The following is a 21225-nucleotide window of genomic DNA, read 5'->3' as shown; positions in this document are numbered from 1 at the left end:
ATGAAGAATACCGAACTCGTATGGTCGATCGTCGAGGAAAAGAGCCCGGAATTCTTCGCGCTTAGCGACCGCGTATGGGACAGTCCCGAAACCAACTACGAGGAGTTTCAGTCCGCGAGCGAGCATGCCCGTCTGCTGGAGGCGGAAGGGTTCCGCGTTGAGCGCAATGTCGCCGGCCTGCCGACGGCGCTGATCGGCGAAGCGGGCGAAGGTGGTCCGGTGATCGCCATTCTCGGCGAGTTCGATGCGCTCCCTGGCTTGAGCCAGGTCGCCGGCCTTGCCGAAGAGCGACCAGTCGTGCCGGGCGGCAACGGCCACGGCTGTGGCCACAATCTGCTCGGCTCCGGCTCCATGCTCGCCGCTGCCGCCGTCAAGGATTACCTCAAGGCCAACGGCCTCAAAGGGCGCGTGCGCTATTACGGCTGCCCCGCCGAAGAGGGCGGTTCATCGAAGGGCTTCATGGTGCGGGCCGGCGCTTTCGACGATGTCGATATCGCCATCTCCTGGCATCCGGCCGCCTTTTCCGGCGTCAACAACCCGATCTCGCTTGCCTGCAACGAGATCAACTTCCACTTCTCCGGTCGCGCTTCCCACGCTTCGGCGACGCCGCATCTCGGCCGCAGCGCGCTCGATGCCGTCGAGCTGATGAATGTCGGCGTCAACTACATGCGCGAGCACATGCCGTCGAGCGCCCGCGTCCACTACGCCATCACCGATGCCGGTGGCGACGCGCCCAATGTCGTGCAGGCCCGTGCAACGGTGCGCTATCTCATCCGCGCCCGCACCTTGCCGGATCTGCTCGGCCTGATCGAGCGCGTCAAGAAGATCGCGCAAGGGGCAGCGCTGATGACCGAGACGACCGTGCGCCACGAGGTGATCAGCGGCGATGCCAATCTTGTCGGCAATGCCCCGCTGGAAGCACGGCTCCACACCTGCCTCGAACATTTGGGTCCCGCCGCCTTCGATGCTGCCGACCTCGAAACGGCACGAAAGTTTCAGGCGACCTATTCTCCCGACGATATCGCCGCGTCCTATGCACGCTTTGGCCTGGCGCCGCGCAAGGGCCAGCCGCTCTGCGACATGATCTACCCGCTCTATGGCGGCGACGGCAGCATCGTCGGCTCAACCGATGTCGGAACCGTAAGCTGGGTCGTCCCGACGGTTCAGATGCGCGGTGCGACCTATGCGATCGGCACGCCCGGCCATTCCTGGCAGTTGGTCGCGCAAGGAAAATTGCCGGCCGCGCACAAGGGCATGGCGCATGCGGCGAAAGCCATGGCGAGCCTTGCCATCGATCTGATGGCGGACCCAGAACTGGTGGCGGCCGCCAAGGCGGACCATCGCAGCCGTCTCGACGACACGCCTTTCGTCAATCCGATCCCCGATGACGTCAACCCGCCTCTTCCCTCGCGCGCGACTGGGTCCGCGGAACTGGGAGTTCAAACCTTGTGACCCAGCCCGGTATCCTCGAACTCATCAGTTTCGGCCCCGGTGGCTGGGGGAACATCCTCCTTGCCGGTGCCATGATGACGATCCTGATCGCGCTGTCGGGCTATGCGACCGGTGCCGTCATCGGCGTACTCGGAGCCTGGGCCAAGGTGAGGGGCGGACCAGGGACGCGCCTCGCTGCCGACGTCTACACGACGGTGCTGCGCGGCATTCCCGATCTCTTGGTGATCTATCTGCTTTATTTCGGCGGCTCCGCTGCAATCTCCGCCGTCGGACATCTCTTCGGCGCTGAAGGCTTCATCGGCTTTCCCGGCTTCCTTGCCGGCATGCTTGCAGTCGGGATCACCTCGGGCGCGCAGCATACGGAGGTCTTTCGTGGTGCCTTCAGGGCGGTTCACCCCGGAGAGATAGAGGCGGCGATCGCCTGCGGCATGCCGCGGTGGCTCCGGTTCCGCCGCATCGTCGCGCCGCTGACCCTCAGGCATGCGCTGCCGGGCCTCGGCAACGTCTGGCAGGTGGTGCTCAAGGAGAGTGCGCTGGTCTCGATCACCGGCGTCGCCGAACTCTTGCGCCAGGCGCAGATCGCCGCCGGCTCCACCGGGCTGCCCTTTGATTTCTACCTGATTGCCGGCGGCATCTATCTCACGATCTCGACGGTATCGAGCACCGTCCTGCATCGGGCCGAGCGTCATTTCAGCCGCGGCGTGAGGAGAAGCTGATGGACTGGACCTTCCTTCAGGAAACCTTTGTCAGCCTCGTTTCGGCTGTTCCCCTGACGCTGTTGCTGGCGGCAAACTCGATTGCCTTCGGCGCGATCCTGGCAGTCGGCATCGCCGTCGCCCGATTTTCGGCTATCGCCCCCCTGCGCTGGCTGGCACAGGCCTATGTCTTCGTCTTTCGCGGCACGCCGCTGCTCGTGCAGATCTTCATCATCTACTACGGTCTCAGCCAGTTTCCGGCCATCCGACACAGCCTGCTTTGGCCCGTGCTTAGGGAGCCATACTGGTGTGCGGTCCTGGCGCTGGCGCTCAACACCGCTGCCTATGCCAGCGAGATTGTCCGCGGCGGCCTGCTTTCCGTGCCCTTTGGACAGGTGGAAGCGGCAAGGGCATGCGGCATGTCGCGCTTCATGATCTTCCGGCGCATCACGCTGCCGCTCGGCGTCAGGCAGGCGCTGCCCGGCTACGGCAACGAGATGATTTCGATGGTCAAGGCGACCTCACTCGCATCGATTATCACCCTGATGGAAGTGACCGGCGTTGCGGCGCGCATCATCTCGGAGAGCTACCGCGCGATCGAAGTGTTCGTCGTCGCCGGCGCCATCTATCTCACCATCAACTTCCTGCTCACCCGCCTGGTGCAGCTCGTCGAGTTCCGGCTGAGCCCGCATCTCAGGCAGCCGGTTGCGGTGCTGCCCGCCATCATCGAAGGAGAAGCGCATTGAGTTCGCCCGCGTCGTCCATTGCGCCCGTCGCCATCAGCGTTCGGGACATCCACAAGAGCTTCGGTCCGATCGAGGTCTTGAAAGGCATCTCGCTCGACGCGCGCGAAGGCGAGGTCGTCTCCATCCTCGGCTCGTCCGGTTCGGGAAAGTCGACGCTGCTTCGCTGCATCAATATGCTCGAAACGCCGGATCGTGGCGAGGTCACGGTCGCGGGCGAAACGATCGAGATGCTTGCTGCCGGCAACGGCAAGAGCCGTCCGAGGGATCGTGCCCAGGTGGATCGCATCCGCTCGCGCCTCGGCATGGTGTTCCAGAGCTTCAACCTCTGGTCCCACAAGACGGTGCTGGAGAACGTCATCGAGGCGGCGATCCATGTGCAGAAGCGCCCTCGCGCCGAGTGCCTCGAAGAGGCTGAAGCCCTTCTCGCCAAGGTCGGGATCGCGGCCAAGCGCAATCATTATCCGGCGCACCTTTCCGGCGGCCAGCAGCAGCGCGCGGCAATCGCCCGCGCGCTGGCGATGCGTCCGGCCGTGATGCTGTTCGACGAGCCGACATCGGCGCTCGACCCGGAACTCGTCGGCGAGGTGCTGCGCGTCATGCGTGCGCTCGCCGAAGAGGGACGCACGATGCTGGTCGTGACTCATGAAATGGGGTTCGCCCGCGATGTCTCCAGCCGGGTCATTTTTCTTCACCAGGGTCAGATCGAGGAAGACGGTCGACCGGACGAGGTATTTGGCAACGCCAAATCCGAACGCTTCCGTCGGTTCATCAAGGCGTGAACCGGCGGCTCTAACCACTCAAAAAAGGGGAACTACAATGAACCACACCAAATCGACAATGAAGGCCCTGTGCATCGCGACGATGATGTTCGCCGCCAATGGCGCGCATGCGGAAAACAAGACCTGGACACATGTGACGATCGCCACCGAAGGCGGCTTCAAGCCTTACAATTTCACCAAGCCCGACGGCACGCTTGACGGCTACGAGATCGAGCTCAGCAAATACCTCTGCACCCATATGAAGGTCGAGTGCGAGATCAGCGTCCAGAACTTTGACGGCATGATCCCGGCGCTGAACGCCGGCAAGTTCGATGCGATCATTTCCGGGATGTCGGCAACAGCCAAGCGCGAGCAGGTTATCGATTTCAGCGACTCCTACGGTTCGACCGGCCAGGCCTTCGCCACGCTGAAATCCGGTCCGCTCGCATCACTGCCTGAAAAGGGCGTGGTGTTTTCGCTCGCTTCGAACGAGGCAGGTGCTACCGCCGAGATCGAGAAGTTGAAGCCGCTGCTCGAAGGCAAGACGATTGGCGTCCAGATCGCCTCAACGGGTGCCGCCTTCGTCGACAAATATCTGAAGGGCGTCGTCGAGGTGCGCGAATACAAGACGACCGAAGAGCACGATCTCGATCTCGCGGCTGGCCGCGTCGACCTGGTGATGGCCTCGATGGCTTACCTGACGACGGCTTCCGAAAAGCCGGGCAATGAGGACATGACCACCACCGGCCCCCGGTTCCAGGGCGGCTTTCTCGGTCGCGGCAGTTCCGTCGGCCTGCGCAAGACGGATCCGGAGCTGAAGACACTGTTCAACGAGGCGATCGCTGCCGCCAAGGCGGACGGCACGATCAAGACGCTTTCGGAAAAGTGGTTCGGCTTCGACGTCACGCCGCGATAAAACACACGACGATTTCGCCTTTCACCGGACGCCGCCGCACATGATCGCGGCGGCGTCCGGATAGCGTGCGTGAGGGAAGCTTCGCCCCTCTGGCTAGCTCGTCACATACATGGCCTGGCCCTGTGCCAGGTACTGAAACAGCTCGTAGCTCATCCAGATGTAACCGCCGCTGCCGTTCCATTGGCAGCCCCAATCCGGTCCGAAGCTGTTCTGGATGAGGATCGCCTGTTGCGCATCGTCGTAGCCGATGATCAGCATGCAGTGGCCGACAAGCTTGCCGTTGGCGCCCCGCACCTTGTCGAGCGGCCCCGTCAATGGCCCAGGGCCGCTATAGCTCATGAAGCCGGAATTGAGAGCCGTGCCGTAGCACAGCGCACCACCACCAGCGATGATGGCCTTGATCGCGTCGAGGTCCGATGTTTCGACGATGGCCCAACCGGGGATCTGGAAGCTGATATCGACGGTGGCGTCGGGGTCATAGCTGGACCAAAGCTCGGGGCAGTTGGGGTAGTAGGGGGCCGTCGCCCAGTTGGGCGTGCCGCCCTGCTGCAGGATGTTGAGGTAGGATGCCAGATTCGAGCCGCTGCACGTCTTCTGTCCATCGTTGATCATGACCTCGATATAGATGTTGGCGGGGCTTGCCTGTTGCGACGCGCCCGACGGCGACTGGCCGGATGCGGCGGCCGCCGTGTAGGTCGCAAGACCATAGGTAGACGCCCAGGCTGCGCAGCTGCCGGGACTGCCGACATGCTGAGCCGTGCCCTGCGCCTGCGGTGGTGGCAGATATTGGGCGTTAACGGTTGCTGAAGCCGGTGGCGCACCTGTCGTCTTGGGCCGAATGGTGCGCCCGACCTCGACGATGGTTGGATCATAACCGAAATCCAGGAATGCCTGGTGGAGAGACATGAGACCTCCTTTTGGCCGGACCCTTCTGCCGGGCCAGGCACGTGTGTTGACGAAGGGATTTCTGTCGGCCGTCTGGCCATGCTTTGCACGATGATGTCTTCACTGCGATGCTCGGCACTGCGGCGTGGTGAAGCGGCTCGAGAGCAAGGACCTCTCGGCCGAAACTTCCGGTAGACCGTCAAATCGGACTTCGAAACGAAAGCTGAGGCCGGCTCCGGACAAATTGCGGCTTCCGGTTCGGCATGATCGCCCGCGACCGTGTCGCCTGCACGCAATGGTAGAATATAGCCATGGCCACCGAGCGCAGTACCCTCAGTTTGAAGGGGTGCCGGCGGGCATTTGGTCGTATGGTGTAAACATCGTGTTGGCCGTTCGATATTGGACCGAATCCCAAGGGAGAGGAGCCTCCTTGGTCGCAGATACTTTAACCGCGATAGTCGTCGCGCTGGACGATCCCGAAGAGAAGCCTTCGCGGTAAGCCGGGCTGTAAAGCTGCAGATATTCGCCGCGATCGTTGCTGGCTTCCAGGCAGTGCTTGGTACCCCCACCTCATTCGCGGAATATGCCCTTGTAGTAGGCTCCGTTCCTCGGAGGAGGGTGGTTCACGACACGGTGGGACGCTTGCCTCTTGCTGGTGTAGTCGCGGTTTTCGCCGGTACATCGGCATTGCGCGTTGAGCGTAATTTGGATGTATTTGCGGCTGCGACGGGGTCAGTGGCGCCAATGCCGATCGTAAATCCCACGGATGCAATGACTGACAGTCCGCCGATCAATCTGCGCATTGTTCCAACCTCATGTTGCCAAAGCCTCTCCGGTCCACACAGAGCCGCAGAAACGCTCGATCTCATTATTTCCAAGCATTTCCTGACGGAAAACCGCTTCGAACTTTTCCTGGAAATGCTCTCCGCCACGGTAAACGATCGCATGGGCCCGCGTCTGTCGTGTGACGCTTGCCGCGTACTCTATTGCCCGCTCTAGCACGTTGCAGGATTAGCACGACCCGCCAATCCGGATTCTCACTCGAAAGTGGTACGCTTTGCAACCCAGCATGTCACAGCGTTCGGCCGCATTCTATTTTGGGTCGGCTGAACTCGTGCTGATCAAGTGTTAAGGTCGTTGCCCCGAGGGAACGAGGCGAGTGCGATGCTGCGCGCAGATCAAGGCGATCAAGGGCCGTTCTGGACACGGCCTATTCCAGTCGGACAGGCGGAACTCTGCCCGTCCGTTCTCGATGAGATCGATTCCAAGGGTGGAAGAACCGGGTTCCGCGGTTACGTCCTGCAGATCTTCGATGCGCCGGGCGCGCGGCCTTCGGGCATTCTCGAAATCGCGCTCAATCGAAAGCAGCACCGCGCCTGCGGCGTCTACGAATGCGAGGCATCCGACACTGCCTCTTGGACGGAGCACGCCGTCCTGACGACCGATCCTGTCTGGTTTACCGCTTCGACGCCTCAGGAGGCTGCAAACGTGCTGTTCCAAACCCTTGTTGACCGTGCCCCTGATCTGTAGGCGTGTTCGCGGCCGCCGTTACCGAGTTGCCGGAGAGAGCCAAATCGGCAGCCGCGCCTGAACGTGTCCGGTCAGCGCAGCCGTCACGCAATCGGCAAGGTTTCCGAGGCGGACCGCACGGCCGGAGAGGCCGGGGCCGTAATGGGCATATTTGCCGGAATTGGTCATTAGCGCGCGGGTTCGCGTCGGGAATACCGGTTCCGAGATCGAGCACCAACAGAGGTCGGGCAGGACCTGCACACCGCTTGCTTCCAGGGCGGCAAGTGTTCCTTCCGCCCGCGCAGCGGCAATCACCTGATGGCCGGCGGTAACGATCACCGCTACATTCCTGTGCCGTTTGCGACCGGCAAGCACTGCCGCCAGAGTCCGACATTCGCCGAGCGAGGCGTGGGGGCTGCCGATGGCGACCAGATCCACGTCCTCCGGTCCCTCGTTCAACAGGGTCCAGGCGGCTGCCATCTCGGCGCGGGTGATTACAACAATGCCAGCGTCGCTTGTCGCCGCACCTTCCGCCTCCGGCGTGACACCTTCAATGTGCAGCATCGGCGCTGCCGATGTGGTACCGAAGGCGGCGCACAGCGCCTTCAAGTCGTCGGCCGAAGGTTTTGCTGCGGCAAGGCCACGCAGAAGCGGGATGCAATCCGGCGCAGCGCGCCCGGCCAGATAGCCGATGAGCGGCCAGAAAGCGTCGTCCACCCCTTCAGGCAGCTCCACGTCGATCACGCGGCGGGCCTTGCGGTGTTCGTCGAGATAGACGCCGGAGAGCGGCGCGCGGCCGGTCAGCGCGATGCAGAGGTCGAGGAAATCCGGATGCTTCGCCGTGCGGGCGCCGAGCACCGTATTGGCGTAGATGACGGCGTTGGATTCCGCCCAGGCGATTGCCTCTCCGGCCTCAGGCGCGCTGTCGAGCAGATAGGGGGAACAGGTGAAGGTCGGACGGCAGCCCATGCGAACATAGGCGTCGGCGAGCCGCGCGGCCGGATCGCCGAACGACGCCGGCACACCCTGCGCCTGCCAGTTGGCCCGGTCGACAGAGATGGCGTTCATTGTCGTCGGCAGCCGGACCCGCGCGCCCATATCAGCCATTTTTTCCGCGAAGGTCAGATTGGCGGGGCTGGCATAGATGCAGCCGTCGATATGACCCTGCGTCACGGCCAGGAGTCGCCTGGCACCCTGCTGAGCGGCCATGGCGCAGATGATGCGCATCGCGACCTCAACCGCTACGCCGTCTCGGCCATCCAGCATGGCGAGGTCCGCTTCATCAAGATCGAGCGCCGCGGTCGCAAGCGGTGCGATGGTGATCGTCAGGCCGTCGGCCTCGATCGCCGTATCGGTAATGTGTGCAGTCTTCGCCTCAGCGAGCGCTGCGAAGGCATCGGACGAAAGGCGCAGGACGGGCAGCGGCTTGCCGAACATCTCGGCTGCGATCAGCGCGCCGAGGGTCAGAACGTCCTCGGCTTCGGAAAAGATCAGGGCTGCCGGTGCACGGCCGGTCAACGCGAGATCGAGCAGAACGCCCGAGCCGGTGCAGGAGCCCCGGCTCGACGGTATCATCAGGATACTGCCAGTGAGACAGGTCCCGTGCAGCGGGTGGTGGACATCGATCACCGCTCCGGTCGCCGGATCGACACCACCCCAGAAGCTCAGTGCTTCCGGTGCGGCAACGATCGGCCCCTCGGCCGTGCCGCCAAGGATACTGCGAGCGGAGAACGGATTTTTCATTTTACGACGAAGCCGTGGGCGAAGGGATCGCGATCGTCGATGAAGATCGTGTTGATACCGGTCATACGCGCCCATCCGGCGATGGAGGGGATGATGGCATCGCGGTCGGCGACCTTGGTCGCTGCTTCGACCCGACCCTTGAACAGCGAGCCGATGATCGATTCATGTACGAATTCGTCGCCGACCTTCAGCTTGCCCTTGGCGGCAAGCTGCGCCATACGGGCCGAGGTACCGGTGCCGCAGGGAGAGCGGTCGATAGCCTTCTCGCCGTAGAACACGGCGTTGCGGGCATGAGCCTCGGCCTGCGTCGGCTTGCCCGTCCACTGGATGTGGCTGAGCCCCTTGATCTCCGGATGCTCGGGATGGACGAACTCGTACTTCGCGTTCAAGGCGGCGCGCAGTTTCGGGCTCCAGCCGATTAGTTCGCCGGCCGTGTGGTCGGCCATATCGCGAAAATTCTTCTGCGGCTCGACGATGGCGTAGAAGTTGCCGCCATAGGCGACGTCGACGACGATCTCTCCGAGGCCCTCGACTTCGGCCGTCAGTCCCTCGGCATAGAGGAAGCCGGGGACGTTGGTCAGGCGCACTTCCTCGACGAAGCGGCCCTCCTGGCGATAGCTGATGTCGACCTTGCCGGCCGGCGCGTCGATCGACAGCTTGCCGGGCTCGCGCGGTGTGATCAGGCCGTTTTCGATCGCCATGGTGATTGTGCCGATGGTGCCGTGGCCGCACATCGGCAGGCAGCCGGAGGTCTCGATGAACAGCACGGCGACATCGCAATCGGGCCGTGTAGGCGGATAGAGGATCGAGCCGGACATCATGTCATGACCGCGCGGCTCGAACATCAGGCCGGTGCGGATCCAGTCGAACTCTCTGAGGAAATGGGCGCGCTTTTCCAGCATGTTGGCGCCCTCAAGACGAGGACCGCCGCCGGAAACGAGGCGGACGGGATTGCCGCAGGTGTGCCCGTCGATACAGGAGAAGGTGTAGGTGGCCATGGTCGAAACCTCTGTCAGAACCGTTGAGGCGAGAAGGGGGCGATGTCAATCGTCGGAGCCTGGCCGGTCAAAAGATCCGCGACAAGCCGGGCGGTGCCCGCCGATTGGGTCAGGCCGAGATGGCCGTGACCGAAAGCGTAGACAACCCGCGATGTCGCGCGGGCGCGGCCGATGGCCGGAAGGCTGTCGGGCAGCGACGGGCGGAAGCCCATCCACTGCACGCCACCTTCGGGCTTGAGCCCCGGCAGGAAGGTTCGTGCCTTCTGCAGCATGGCTTCGGACCGGCGGTAGTTCGGCGGCAGTTGCAACCCGCCGAGCTCGACCGCACCGCCGACACGGACACCGGTCGACAGCCGGGTGACGACGAAGCCATGACCGCCGAAGGTGACCTGCGTGCGCAGGTCGAAAGCGTCTGCCGGCAGCGTGGTGTTGTAGCCGCGCTCGGTTTCGAGCGGGATGCTCTCGCCGAGAGATTTGGCAATCCGGTGGGAGAACGCACCGGCCGCGAGCACGACCTGTGCCGCCCGCCGCGTCGCGCCACTTGTGGTCCGAATTTCGACGCCGCCATCGATTGGCGCCAGGGCCGTAACGTCGGCGCGCTCGATCGCCCCGCCCTTGGCGCGGAAGTGTTCTGCCAGCGCCAGCGTATAGAGCTTCGGGTCGGCAATGGAAAACCAGCCCGGCGTAAACGTGCCATGGGTGAAGCGGGGCGCCAGACCTGGCTGTATCTCGGCCATCTCGGCTGCGCCCATATGGCGGAATTCGATGCCATGGTCCGCACGCGCCCGCCATCCGGGCAGCGAAGCCTTGAGTTCGGCCTCGCTTTCATAGACCTGAAGATTGCCATCCTTGCGCAGCATCGGCAGGGTGCCGGTTGCGGCAAGGAACGGCTCCAGCTCGACCTTGGAGAGGTCCATCATCGCCGTCTGGGCGGCCGTCGAATGCGCCACCCGCTTTGGCGAGCAGGCGCGCCAGAAACGGAACATCCACGGCGCGATCTGCGCGGCGTAGGCCGGCGGGATGCTCAGCGGCCCGAGCGGGTCGAGCAGCCATTTCGGCGCCTTCTTGAGGATGCCGGGCGAGGCGAGCGGCAGGATGTCGGTGAAGGCGAAGGCCCCGGCGTTTCCCGCCGAGGCTCCAGCTGCCGGGCCTTCCCGGTCGAGCACGGTGACCGAAAGCCCCCGTGCCTGGGCCGCTATCGCGGCGGAAAGGCCGACAACGCCGGCGCCGATGACAATGACGTCAGGTTGAGCTGCATCCTTCATGATCGGCTCAATGCGTCGCTGCCAGGAACTTCTGCAGTTCCGGATCCTTCGGCGCGCCGAACAGCGCTTCCGGCGGGGCGATCTCGGCCATCACGCCCTTGTGGAAGAAGGCCACCCGATCGGACACTTCGCGGGCGAACTTCATCTCGTGGGTGACGCAGATCATCGTCATGCCTTCGGAGGCGAGCATGCGCAGCGTGTCGAGAACTTCGCCGACGAGCTGCGGGTCGAGCGCCGAGGTCACTTCGTCGAACAGCATGTAGGCCGGGGACATGGCAAGGGCGCGGGCAATCGCCATGCGCTGCTGCTGGCCGCCCGACATGCGGTTGGGATAGACCGAAAGCTTGTCGCCAAGGCCGACATGAGTGAGCTGTTTTACGGCCATGGCCTCAGCCTCGGCTTTCGACTGGCCCAGCACCTTTCGCGGGGCGAGCATGACGTTTTCGAGCACGGTCAGATGCGGGAAGGCGTTGAACTGCTGGAAGACGATGCCGAGCTTACGGCGCAGCTTGTTGAGGTTCGTCGCTTTTGCATGCACATCGGTGCCGTCGACCACGATTCGTCCGCCGTCTATGGTCTCGAGCCCGTTGATGCAGGTTAGCAGCGTTGACTTACCGGAACCGGAGCCGCCGATGATGGTCAGGACTTCGCCCTTCTTCACGGTGAGGTCGATACCCTTCAGAACTTCCAGCGGGCCGAAGGATTTGCGAACGTTTTCAATCTCAATCATTGGGGGACCACCGTTTTTCGAGATACCCACCAAGCCGGGCGATGGGGAAGCTGATGAGGAAATAGATTGCACCACAGATCAGGAGAATGAACAGCGGTTCCTGCAGACGGGTGACGAGAATCTGCGAGGCGCGCAGAAGCTCGATCAGACCGAGCCAGAGCACGAGTGCCGAGTCCTTCATGACGCCGAGCGTGAGGCCGATCCAGGACGGGAGCGAAACGCGGGTGGCAAGCGGCGCCACGATGTAGCGCATGTCCTGCCACCAGGTCATGCCCAGCGAGCGTGCCGCGCGGCGTGTGGTCGGCGGCACCGACGAGATGCCGCCGCGCACGATCTCGGTGCAATAGGCGGCCGTGTAGAGCGACAGCACCACGCAGGAGGTCGTGAACGGCCCCCAGCCCATTTTGGCGATGGACTGGAAGGCATTGGCCAGCACGAGCTGGATCAGGAGCGGAACGGAGCGAAACACGTCGAGCACGAAGGTCAGCGGCGCCGACCAGTAGGGGCCGGCTTGAACGCGGATCACCCCGAAGAGGATGCCGAGCAGCGTACCGGCGGTAACCGAAACGGCGGTGACGGCGAGCGTCATCGCAGCACCTTGTGCAAGGAAGGCGAGATCACTCCAGGTGAGGGCGGTATTGAACATCTCTCACCTCTCTCAGTAACGGAACATGCGCGAGGCGATCGCTCGGGCAGCGAGGGTCACGGCCTTGGCGATGACGTAGTAGATCACGGCTGCCAGGGCGAAGAATTCGAAGGTGCGGAAGGACCGGGCGTTCAGTTCCTGGGTGATGCCGGCGAGGTCGGTGTTCATGCCGACGGTGACGCCGAGTGAGGTCATCAGGATTGCCCAGACCATCTGGTTTGTGGTCGGTAGGAAGGCGACGCGCAGCATCTGCGGCAGGATGATGTAGCGGAAGGCCTGCAGCGCCGTCATGCCGAGCGAACGGCCGGCACGGGTCTGCGTATCCGGGATCGCTTTCAGGGCGCCGCGGAAGTTTTCAGCCAGATAGCCCGCATTATTGAAGGCAATGCCGACGAGCAGCGCCGTGTAGGGGCTCAGATGGATGCCGAAATTGCCGAGGCCGAAATGGGCCATGTAGATCTGGAACAGCGCGGGCGTGTTGCGCGCGATCTCGATCCAGGCGGTGGCAAAGCCACTGAGGATGCGATTGCCGGACAGGCGGAACCCGGTCAGGGCGAGCGCGCAAATGACGCCGATGAGCATCGACAGCAGCGCGATCTGCAGCGTGACCAGCGCGCCGTCAAGCATTTGCGGCAATGCTTTCAGCGCCTGGTTCCAGTGGAAGGAGTAGTTGAACATCGCCGTCTCACCTTTTCGAAAATGAGTGGTACCAACCTGCCCTGATATTGGCCGATTTCGCCGGAGCGATTTTAGCTTCCGGCAAGCAGACAACCGCAACCGGACCAGACGGTCCGGTGAGGATTGTCGACGCCGTCCGGAGGCCAAAAGCGCCCGGCCCTTTGGGTGGGCAGTGTGTCGGCCACCGGCAGCGTCGCAATCCTCGACCGATGCCAAGGCATCGCTCTAAGGTCCGCTCCTTGCCGGATGACCGCACACGGTCCCGCGCAATCGGTCGATATCAGCGCAGGTTGGTACAACGGCGCGAGACGTGTGCCTCGCGCCGCCAGAGAAACGGACAGATTAGCGGTACACGCCGTTCACCGCCAGCGAAGGCAGTTCGCCGCCGACCCACTTCTCGTAGAGTTCGGCATAGCGGCCGGTGCGGACCTGCTGGTTGATGAAGAGGTTGAGGTAGTTGATGAGGCCGTATTCTTCGCGGTTGGTGAAGAGAGCCACGTAGTCGATGTCGAACGGCGCCTTGCCGACAACCGAGATACCGGCGAACTTGCCGGTCTTCACGTTGGCCTGCGCCACGGTCGAGGTCGACACCGTTGCGTCGATCTGCCCCTGGCTAAGCGCGAGGAAGACGTCGGCCTGCGTCTGGTAAGGACGGAATTCGCCCGCACCCCATTCCTTGACCTGCTTTTCCAGCGCGATGGCTTCGAAGGTGCCGGCGGTGGCGCCGACGACCTTGCCCTTCATGTCCTCGAAGGACTTGATGTCGGTCTTGTCGTTGGCGGTAACGGCCATTTCGAAGGCGAAGTAGGGAACGGTCATGCCGACGGTCTTGGCACGCTCGAGCGTATCGGAGGTCGAAGCGACGCCGACGTCAACGCGGCCGGACATCAGCGCAGGGATGCGCTCGGGGAAGGGAGTTTCGACGATCTCGGCCGTGACGCCCAGCGCCTTGGCAAGGTCGTTGCAGTAGTCGACGTCAAAGCCGACCGGATTGTTGTTCTCGTCGCGAGAACCCATCGGCGGGAAGTCGAGAACCACTGCGCAACGCAGCGTACCCGAGCCGATGATATCATCCAGCTTGTCGGCATGGGCCGGGCTGGTCAGAGCGGTGGCGGCAACGAGGCCGAAGGCTAGGACCGAGGTCTTCATTTTTCTCTCTCCCTGAATTTGGTGCGCCGTTTGACGGCGAGCGCAATATTCCGCGTTGGAGAGCGTAAATCAACTTAAAAATACAAACAGTATACAAAAAGTATATGATCGTGACGCAGTTGGCCCGCAGGGATCCCATTTGTTTCGCAAAATGGGGTCCCTGCGCAGCGATCGGTCGCGGATCAGTTCAGGAAATCTTCCGGCAGCAGGGCTTCCGGCAAGTTCTGGTAGGAGACCGGACGCAGAAAGCGGCGGATCGACATGGTGCCAACGCTGGTCGCGCCGAAGTTCGTCGAGGCCGGATACGGGCCGCCATGCACCATGGAATCGACGACCTCGACACCGGTCGGGAAACCGTTGACGAGCAGGCGCCCCGCCTTGCGCTCAAGGATGGGGCGCAGGCGACGGGCCGGCTCGATGTCGCCGGCATCCATGTGCACGGTGACCGTCAGCTGTCCCTGGAGACCGCGCGCGAGCTGTTCCATCTCGGCTTCCGAATTTACCCGGACGACGAGGCCGAGAGGGCCGAAGACTTCCTCGCCGAGTGCATGGTCGGCCAGAAACTGGCTGCCGGTCGTCTCGAACAGGTTGGGCGACGCGGCGCGGTCCGACGAGCTGGTCTCGAGCAGCGGCTTGACGCTGTTGCGGGTGGTGAAACGCTCCTGGCCGTCGCGGTAGGCCTTGGCGATACCATCGGTCAGCATGGTCTGCGGCGCCACCTTTGCGAGCGCATCGACGGCGGCGGCCGTGAAGCGGTCGGCATCGGATCCTTCGATCACCACCGCGATGCCGGGATTGGTGCAGAACTGGCCGGCACCCATGGTCAGCGAACCGGCCCAGCCCTGTCCAAGCGCCTCGGCACGTGCCTTCAACGCTTCCGGCAGCAGGAACATCGGGTTGACCGAGCCGAGCTCGCCGAAGAACGGGATTGGTTCGGGGCGGGCGGCGCACAGATCGAAGAGCGCGCGTCCGCCGGCGAGCGAACCGGTGAAGCCGACGGCCTTGATCAGCGGATGCTTGACGAGCGCGTGGCCGACGTCGCGGCTGCCGCCTTGGATCAGCGAAAACACGCCCGGGTGAACGCCGCACTTGCGGATGGCGGCTTCGACGGCCTCAGCGACGATCTCGCCGGTGCCGGGATGGGCCGAATGACCCTTGACCACCACCGGGCAACCGGCGGCGAGCGCCGCTGCGGTATCGCCGCCGGCAGTCGAGAAGGCGAGGGGAAAGTTGGAGGCGCCAAAAACGGCGACCGGGCCGATCGGCCGCTGGATCAGCCGGATTTCCGGACGGGGCGCCGGCTGGCGCTCGGGGAGGGGCGCATCGACGCGTCGGTCGAGGTAGTCGCCCGCCTCGATATGGTCGGCAAACAGTCTCAGCTGACCGGTGGTGCGGCCGCGTTCGCCCTGCAGCCGCGCTTCCGGCAGGCCGGTTTCCTGGCTGCCAATCGCGGTAATGGCTTCGGCTCGTGCCTCGATCTCGTCGGCGATGGCGCGCAGGAACGCTGCACGTTCGGCCCGCGACGAATAGCCGTAGGTCCAGAACGCTTCTTCCGCCGCCTCGCAGGCGCGGTTCACCAGTTCGACCGTGCCGACGGCGAAGTCATGCGCCGGGCCGTGTGCCGGTGTCGAGGCGAAGGTGCCTGCACCGTCGAGCCACTCGCCGGCGACGAGATGTTTTCCTTTGGGGGTGAAGACCATCTGCGGATCCTTTCTTGAGAACACCGGTGTCTTTCGGCATGAATAGCTGACAGCCGAATTGCACTTGTCGGATCTTTGTATACTCTATGTATGCAGAACTTCAACCGCCCGCAACAGGGTCATATGCAGCCAGAAAGGTACAAGATGAGTGAGACCACCACCCTGACAATCGCCGCAGTTCAGGAGCGGGTCGAGGCGATCTTCCGCAAGGCCGGGCTCAATGCCGTCCAGGCCGGCGCCCTTGCGCGGGTGATCGTGGCAGGCGAACGCGACGCCTGCAAGTCGCATGGCATCTACCGTATCGAAGGCGCGCTGCGCACCGTCAAGGCCGGTAAGGTAAAGCCGGACGCCACTCCCGGGCTTCTACCGCAGGAAGGCTCGGCGATCGTCAAGGTCAATGCCATGGGTGGTTTTGCCAATCCGGCCTTCGAGCTTGGCCTGCCTGTTCTCGCCGAGCGTGCCCGGACCCTGGGGCTTGCCGCCCTCGTCATCAATGACTGCACCCATTTCTCGGCGCTCTGGCCCGAGGCGGAAGGGCTGACGGATATGGGCCTTGCCGGGCTCGTCATGTGCCCGAGCTATGCGACCGTCGCGCCGACCGGCGGCAACAAGCCGTTGCTCGGCACCAACCCGTTTGCCTTCGCCTGGCCGCGCGAAGGCCGTCCGCCCTATGTCTTCGACTTTGCGACCTCCGTTGCCGCACGCGGCGAGATCGAGCTGCACCGCCGGGCCGGTAAGCCGCTGCCGGAGGGCTGGGCGATCGACGCGTCGGGCAATCCGACGACCGATCCGGATGCCGCACTTGCTGGCGCCATGCTGCCGTTCGGTGGCCATAAGGGTTCGGCCATAGGCACGATGATCGAACTCCTGGCCGGCATCATGATCGGCGACCTGACTAGCCCGGAAGTGCTCGACTATCTCGGCACCACCTCATTGGCGCCGTTCCATGGCGAACTGATCATCGCCTTCTCGCCGGAGGCATTTGCCGCCGGGCGTCCCGGCAATCCGTTCGACCGCGCCGAGGTCCTGTTTGACGCCATTCTCGGCCAGGGCGCGCGCCTGCCGTCGCAGCGCCGCTTCGCTGCCCGCGCAAAGTCTGAGGTCGATGGCATCACCCTGACGGCCGCCGAGATGGAGCAACTCGAGCGCCTGCACACACTTGGGCTCGATGCCGTGGCGTAAAGATCCAGCCCCGGGGCACTCAGCCCCCTTCTGGCACTTAGCAAAACGAAAGGCTCTCCCGGAGGCTCCCGGAAGGGCCTTTCCCTTCCCAAAATGTGGAACCAGTTTGCCCTGGTTCCACATTTTCAGAATCTGCCGGTAACGGGTTCTTTGAACGGGCATCCGGTAGCAAAGACAGCGAGATCATTGCGACCTCATCGAGAAGGCACGGCCAAACTCCCTTCGATGCAATGCGTCACGGCAGCAGGGATCGTGTCGTCGGCGTCAGCCGCAACACCTCGTTCTGCCGCCACGTTCGCCGCTCCATCTCCGAAACGACCTCCGTGATCCAGGTCTCGGAGCGCGCAAGTTCGGCAAGATGCGTCTCGTAGGCAGCCAGACTGGGGAAAGCGGAGAACCAGACGAAGACGGTCTCCCCTTCGCGGACAGGCAGCTTCGGGAAAGTGTTCGGGCTCTGCTCGGTGACCAATGCTGCCAACACCGTGGCCGAGGCTTGCTCCAGATATGGCCTGACAACGGCTTCAAAGAACACGGCAAACGCGTCGTCCGTACGTGGTGCGAGATAACAGATCGTCGCAACCACAAGACCGCGCCGTACATCCGCCGCGCCAGAGGCGGCGCGCGTGGCGCCCGACCGCGCAAAGCCGGTATCGGGCGATGCGGGCCGCAGGAGCAGAACGTTGTCCGAATTGATCATCGTTCCGTTCGCCTGGTCGCGGTGAGCTGCCCACACCGGGCCCGTATAGAACGAGTTCAATGCCGCTGCGCGGGACGGCATGTCGCGAAAGCCTCGCAGCCATACAAAGCTGTCGGGATCATCAAGGTCGCGGAATTGTCCCATCACGCTCATTCCCTGCGCTTCCTGGGGTTCGATGAACTCGCGATCGAACAGGTCGATCAGCGTCTCCCTGGTGTTCGGCCGAAGCCGATACCGCCGCAGTTCAACGATCGCGTTGGTCGGATCGTCCGTAGCCGTCAGTGGTTCGCTCATTGTGAATACAGTCATGGCCACCTTTCCTCGAAACAGGACAGTCGTCCTGTTTTGTAATACAGGACAGTTGTCCTGTTTTGTCAACCTGTTATAACCAGGAGGAAAGGAAGGACCCATGTCGGAACGACCTACCTCGTCGCATAGACGCATGAATGATCCCGAAGGACTAAGGCAGCGGCTTGTGGATGCTGCCTACGCTGCATTCTCGACCCGCGGCTACCATTCCAGTGCCCTCCACGACTTGAAGCGCGAGGCGGGCGTCACGGGTGGAGCGCTCGCCCATCATTTCCCCACCAAGAAGGCCCTTGGCCTCGCCGTTATTCAGGATCGGGTGGCGGAAGCCGTCGAGTTGACCTGGATCACGCCAGTCAATCTTGCGACGACGACGGCCGACGGTATCCAAGCGGTGTTCGCAGCCATCATTTCCGAACTGGAGCGGAAAGGGGCAGTGTCGGGCTGTCCGTTGAACAATCTCGCTCTTGAACTGTCGCGCGAGGACGAAGATTTCCAGGCCGCGATCGAGGCGATCTTCATGCGCTGGAGGTCAGCCATCGCCGACAAGCTGAGGGGCGACCTCCGGGCGGCCCCCGTTCACGATTTCGATTCTGAGGCCATGGCAACCCTGGTCGTAGCAACCTATTCCGGTGCGATGGCGATGGCGAAAGCATCCCAGTCCGTGGCTCCCCTGAAGATCTGCGCCGCGCAGCTAACGTCGATCATTCGAAATCAGACGTTGCTGGGGCACGAATCTTAAGGTGAACAAACGCTGGTTCTCGCTTCCTTCAGATTTTTAAACAAAAAGAACCCCCTAAGTCCTTGCGGTGTAGGGGGTTCAGCAGAAACGTCACCTAAAATTCCACACGTCAGCTAAGGACCCTCCCGACGGGAGGGCCTTCTTGCTAACGCGCGGTCAACCGATGATCAGCCCTTGTATGTTTGCACTGCGCCCGGGAGCTTGCTCCACGCGGCATACCAGCTGTTGAACAGCTTGAACTGCGCTTCGACATAGCCGCGCTGGCTTTCCGACAGGGCGTCGGTCTCGTTGAAGTGCAGCGTGTATTCCTTGTCACCCTTCAGCACCATCATGTGCTTGAAGTAGAGAACCAGATCCGGGCCTTCGTCGAAGGAGGAAAGCACGGCGAGTGCCTGTTCCAGTTCCAGCGCGCGCAGGCGTGCATCGACGTCGCCTTCGGCGGCTGCCCGCGACAGGTTGCACATGTGGATGACTTCCTTCGGCAGCACGCAGCCGATGCCAGTGATGGCGCCGGTTGCGCCGCAGTTGACGAAGCCGTGGAACACAGCCGTGTCGACGCCGATCATCAGCGAGACGCCATCGTCACGGCTGGTGATGTTCTCGGCCGCATAGCGCATGTCGGCGGCGCCGCCGAATTCCTTGAAGCCGACGAGGTTCGGATGTTCGGCGCGCAGCGCGAAGAACAGGTCGGCGCGGGTGGCAAAGCCGTAGTAGGGGCTGTTGTAAATCACCGCCGGCAGGTCCGGGGCAGCCGAGAGGATGGCCTTGAAGTGGTTCTTCTGGGCGGCAACGACCGAGCCGCGCGAAAGCACGCGGGGGATAACCATCAGGCCCTGGGCGCCGACCTTCTGGGCGTGGGCCGCATGGGCGACGGCAGAAGCGGTATTGACGGCGCCGGTGCCGACGATAACCGGAATGCCGGCCTTGACCAGGCGCTCCACGCCTTCCATGCGCTGCGCGTCGGTCAAAAGCGGCCAGTCACCCATCGAACCGCAGTAGACGACTGCGGACATGCCCTGGGCGATCAGTTCCTTGCCTTTGCGCACCAGCGCATCGAAGTTGGGGCTGCGGTCGTCGTTGCACGGGGTCATCAGCGCAGGAATGACGCCGGAGAAAATCTTGGCCTTCATCTCAAACTCCTCAATTGGTCTGTCGAATGGGCTGAGGCCAACGTCATCACCGACGCCGATCTCAGCCTTCGACGGTGACAATATCCTGTTGTATTTTATTTGTCGACAAGAAATCGACAGAAGATTACAGCGCGATATCCAACCGCTCGTCGCGGGTGAAAAGCCGCTTGATCTGAGTGACGATCTGCTCGGCATGCACCTTGGCCAGCTGGTCGGCCGCTTCGACGTTGCGGGCGGCGATCACGGTGATCATGTCCTCGTGCTCGTCGACGAAGCGTTGCGGCAGCTGGTCACCATAGGACTGGTAATAGAGCCGCAGCATCCGCCGGCCTTCGTCGAGGAGCCGGTTGAAGAGGCCGCTGAAATAGGCGTTGCGGCCGGCCTCGGCGATGGCCGAATGAAAGGCGGCGTTGGTGGCGATCATCGCCAGCGCATCCTGGGCCTGCACCGCGGCTGCGAATTCAGCCTGCCGGGCGCGGATGATCTGCAGATCCTCCGGGCGATGATGCTGCGCCGCGAGCCGGGTGGTGACGCGGTACATCAGCACGAGCGCATCGAAGAACGTGTGCATGTTGAGGAAATCGATGCTTGAAACCATCGTCGACCGGTTCGGCAGCGTATCGATCAGGCCCTCGCCGGCCAGCCGCACCAGCGCTTCGCGGATCGGCGTGCGCGACATCTTGAAGCGTTCGGCGAGTTGGACCTCGTCGATCGGGCTGCCCGGCGGCAGGACCAGATCGAGGATTTCGTCACGCAGAAGGTCGTAGACCATCTTTACGCCGGAGCCGCGCTTGCGTTCGAGTGTGGGGTTGGAATCGGTATCGGTCATCTTTAGAATCCTTTTGTCGACACGATAAATACTTCCCCATGTCCGTGGGATCAACTCTGCATAGGCATTGGTTCGAGATCGCGAGGTTTCCCGAGCGTTGGCGTCGTTCGGTACCGGTCCTCTATTTTCGCGCGACGGATGGGTGAGATTGGCAACTTTGCGCCGGCAGTAAACGCTCGCTTCGCGTTGCGGTTTCAAAACTGGCGGAGGAAATGAAGATGTGCGATATTCGTGCCCAAGACGACTGCCACCCTGCGGCAGTTAGTAAAGCGTGACTAGCTGTTGACGCTTCGATGGCCGGTATGTCTGTCGCCGCCCTACGGCGAATTTTCAGAGCAGCATTCACCCTACCCAACATTTTCCGCTGAGACGGCGCTATGCCGCGCAATTTCACAAGCTCATCGTCCCGAATAAATGAGGAGGAGCACCCCTATGCTGTGAGAAGGGCATCCCCCACTACAGCGCCGCG

Annotated in this window: 20 protein-coding genes; 8 read left to right on the top strand and 12 right to left on the bottom strand. The window is 62.9% G+C overall.

What is annotated here, in order from left to right:
* From ASD02_RS05530 to ASD02_RS05510, 5 genes are read left to right on the top strand one after another with little or no spacing between them, the layout of a single operon-like run.
* On the top strand, positions 1-1452 hold the full coding sequence (locus ASD02_RS05530; protein ID WP_057212932.1) for a M20 family metallopeptidase: 1452 nt from the start codon (positions 1-3) through the stop codon (positions 1450-1452).
* Positions 1449-2168, top strand: a complete 720-nt coding sequence (locus tag ASD02_RS05525; RefSeq protein WP_057212930.1) for an ABC transporter permease subunit — start codon at positions 1449-1451, stop codon at positions 2166-2168. Before ASD02_RS05530 ends, ASD02_RS05525 begins: the two co-directional genes overlap by 4 nt.
* The gene (locus tag ASD02_RS05520; protein WP_057212928.1) at positions 2168-2893 is read left to right on the top strand and encodes an ABC transporter permease; all 726 of its coding nucleotides are present in this window, start codon (positions 2168-2170) and stop codon (positions 2891-2893) included. The genes ASD02_RS05525 and ASD02_RS05520 overlap by 1 nt, the downstream gene beginning before the upstream one ends.
* Positions 2890-3672 carry an ATP-binding cassette domain-containing protein gene (locus ASD02_RS05515; protein WP_057212927.1) on the top strand — a complete coding sequence of 261 codons (783 nt, stop codon included), beginning with the start codon at positions 2890-2892 and terminating at the stop codon, positions 3670-3672. The genes ASD02_RS05520 and ASD02_RS05515 overlap by 4 nt, the downstream gene beginning before the upstream one ends.
* A gap of 37 nt (positions 3673-3709) precedes the next feature.
* The gene (locus tag ASD02_RS05510) at positions 3710-4567 is read left to right on the top strand and encodes a transporter substrate-binding domain-containing protein (RefSeq protein WP_025429449.1); all 858 of its coding nucleotides are present in this window, start codon (positions 3710-3712) and stop codon (positions 4565-4567) included.
* A gap of 93 nt (positions 4568-4660) precedes the next feature.
* Here ASD02_RS05510 and ASD02_RS05505 read toward each other — a convergent pair whose 3' ends face one another.
* Positions 4661-5473, bottom strand: coding sequence for a C1 family peptidase (locus ASD02_RS05505; RefSeq protein WP_057212925.1), 813 nt, complete (start codon positions 5471-5473; stop codon positions 4661-4663).
* Positions 5474-6616: 1143 nt separating this feature from the next.
* On the opposite strand from ASD02_RS05505, the gene ASD02_RS05495 reads away from it, so the two are divergent.
* On the top strand, positions 6617-6982 hold the full coding sequence (locus ASD02_RS05495) for a hypothetical protein (protein ID WP_057212921.1): 366 nt from the start codon (positions 6617-6619) through the stop codon (positions 6980-6982).
* Between the two features lie 18 nt (positions 6983-7000).
* On the opposite strand, the gene ASD02_RS05490 is transcribed toward ASD02_RS05495, so the two are convergent.
* The 8 genes from ASD02_RS05490 to ASD02_RS05455 all read right to left on the bottom strand — a co-directional run bounded on the left by ASD02_RS05490 (position 7001) and on the right by ASD02_RS05455 (position 15870).
* The gene (locus ASD02_RS05490) at positions 7001-8704 is read right to left on the bottom strand and encodes an aconitase X (RefSeq protein ID WP_057212919.1); all 1704 of its coding nucleotides are present in this window, start codon (positions 8702-8704) and stop codon (positions 7001-7003) included.
* Entirely contained in the window at positions 8701-9702 is a 1002-nt protein-coding gene (locus ASD02_RS05485; RefSeq protein WP_025429445.1) for a 4-hydroxyproline epimerase, read from the bottom strand. Before ASD02_RS05485 ends, ASD02_RS05490 begins: the two co-directional genes overlap by 4 nt.
* Before the next feature lie 14 nt (positions 9703-9716).
* Complete coding sequence (locus tag ASD02_RS05480; RefSeq protein WP_057210041.1) at positions 9717-10967, bottom strand: FAD-binding oxidoreductase; 1251 nt, start codon at positions 10965-10967, stop codon at positions 9717-9719.
* Positions 10968-10974: 7 nt separating this feature from the next.
* Complete coding sequence (locus ASD02_RS05475; RefSeq protein WP_057212917.1) at positions 10975-11697, bottom strand: amino acid ABC transporter ATP-binding protein; 723 nt, start codon at positions 11695-11697, stop codon at positions 10975-10977.
* A complete protein-coding gene (locus tag ASD02_RS05470) occupies positions 11690-12343 on the bottom strand; it encodes an amino acid ABC transporter permease (protein ID WP_025429442.1) in 654 nt (217 codons plus the stop codon). The genes ASD02_RS05475 and ASD02_RS05470 overlap by 8 nt, the downstream gene beginning before the upstream one ends.
* A 12-nt stretch (positions 12344-12355) precedes the next feature.
* Positions 12356-13021, bottom strand: a complete 666-nt coding sequence (locus ASD02_RS05465) for an amino acid ABC transporter permease (protein WP_025429441.1) — start codon at positions 13019-13021, stop codon at positions 12356-12358.
* A 342-nt stretch (positions 13022-13363) separates the two neighbouring features.
* Positions 13364-14170, bottom strand: a complete 807-nt coding sequence (locus tag ASD02_RS05460; RefSeq protein WP_057212915.1) for a transporter substrate-binding domain-containing protein — start codon at positions 14168-14170, stop codon at positions 13364-13366.
* A gap of 182 nt (positions 14171-14352) precedes the next feature.
* Positions 14353-15870, bottom strand: a complete 1518-nt coding sequence (locus tag ASD02_RS05455; protein ID WP_057210038.1) for an aldehyde dehydrogenase (NADP(+)) — start codon at positions 15868-15870, stop codon at positions 14353-14355.
* 144 nt (positions 15871-16014) lie between these two features.
* Between ASD02_RS05455 and ASD02_RS05450 the strand changes: the two genes are divergently transcribed.
* On the top strand, positions 16015-17052 hold the full coding sequence (locus ASD02_RS05450) for an Ldh family oxidoreductase (protein ID WP_057212979.1): 1038 nt from the start codon (positions 16015-16017) through the stop codon (positions 17050-17052).
* A gap of 235 nt (positions 17053-17287) precedes the next feature.
* Here ASD02_RS05450 and ASD02_RS05445 read toward each other — a convergent pair whose 3' ends face one another.
* Entirely contained in the window at positions 17288-18058 is a 771-nt protein-coding gene (locus ASD02_RS05445; RefSeq protein ID WP_234907822.1) for an NIPSNAP family protein, read from the bottom strand.
* 133 nt (positions 18059-18191) lie between these two features.
* On the opposite strand from ASD02_RS05445, the gene ASD02_RS05440 reads away from it, so the two are divergent.
* A complete protein-coding gene (locus ASD02_RS05440) occupies positions 18192-18797 on the top strand; it encodes a TetR/AcrR family transcriptional regulator (RefSeq protein WP_244494171.1) in 606 nt (201 codons plus the stop codon).
* Between the two features lie 167 nt (positions 18798-18964).
* On the opposite strand, the gene ASD02_RS05435 is transcribed toward ASD02_RS05440, so the two are convergent.
* Together ASD02_RS05435 and ASD02_RS05430 are read right to left on the bottom strand one after the other, a co-directional pair.
* Complete coding sequence (locus ASD02_RS05435) at positions 18965-19927, bottom strand: dihydrodipicolinate synthase family protein (protein ID WP_057210031.1); 963 nt, start codon at positions 19925-19927, stop codon at positions 18965-18967.
* A gap of 124 nt (positions 19928-20051) precedes the next feature.
* Positions 20052-20756: a GntR family transcriptional regulator gene (locus ASD02_RS05430; protein ID WP_057210029.1), complete on the bottom strand. Its 705-nt coding sequence runs from the start codon at positions 20754-20756 to the stop codon at positions 20052-20054.
* Between the last annotated feature and the right edge of the window lie 469 nt (positions 20757-21225).

Source organism: Ensifer sp. Root1252 (assembly GCF_001425885.1).
Classification (GTDB): Bacteria; Pseudomonadota; Alphaproteobacteria; order Rhizobiales; family Rhizobiaceae; genus Ensifer; species Ensifer canadensis.
This window is presented reverse-complemented; position numbering and strand designations above follow the sequence as displayed.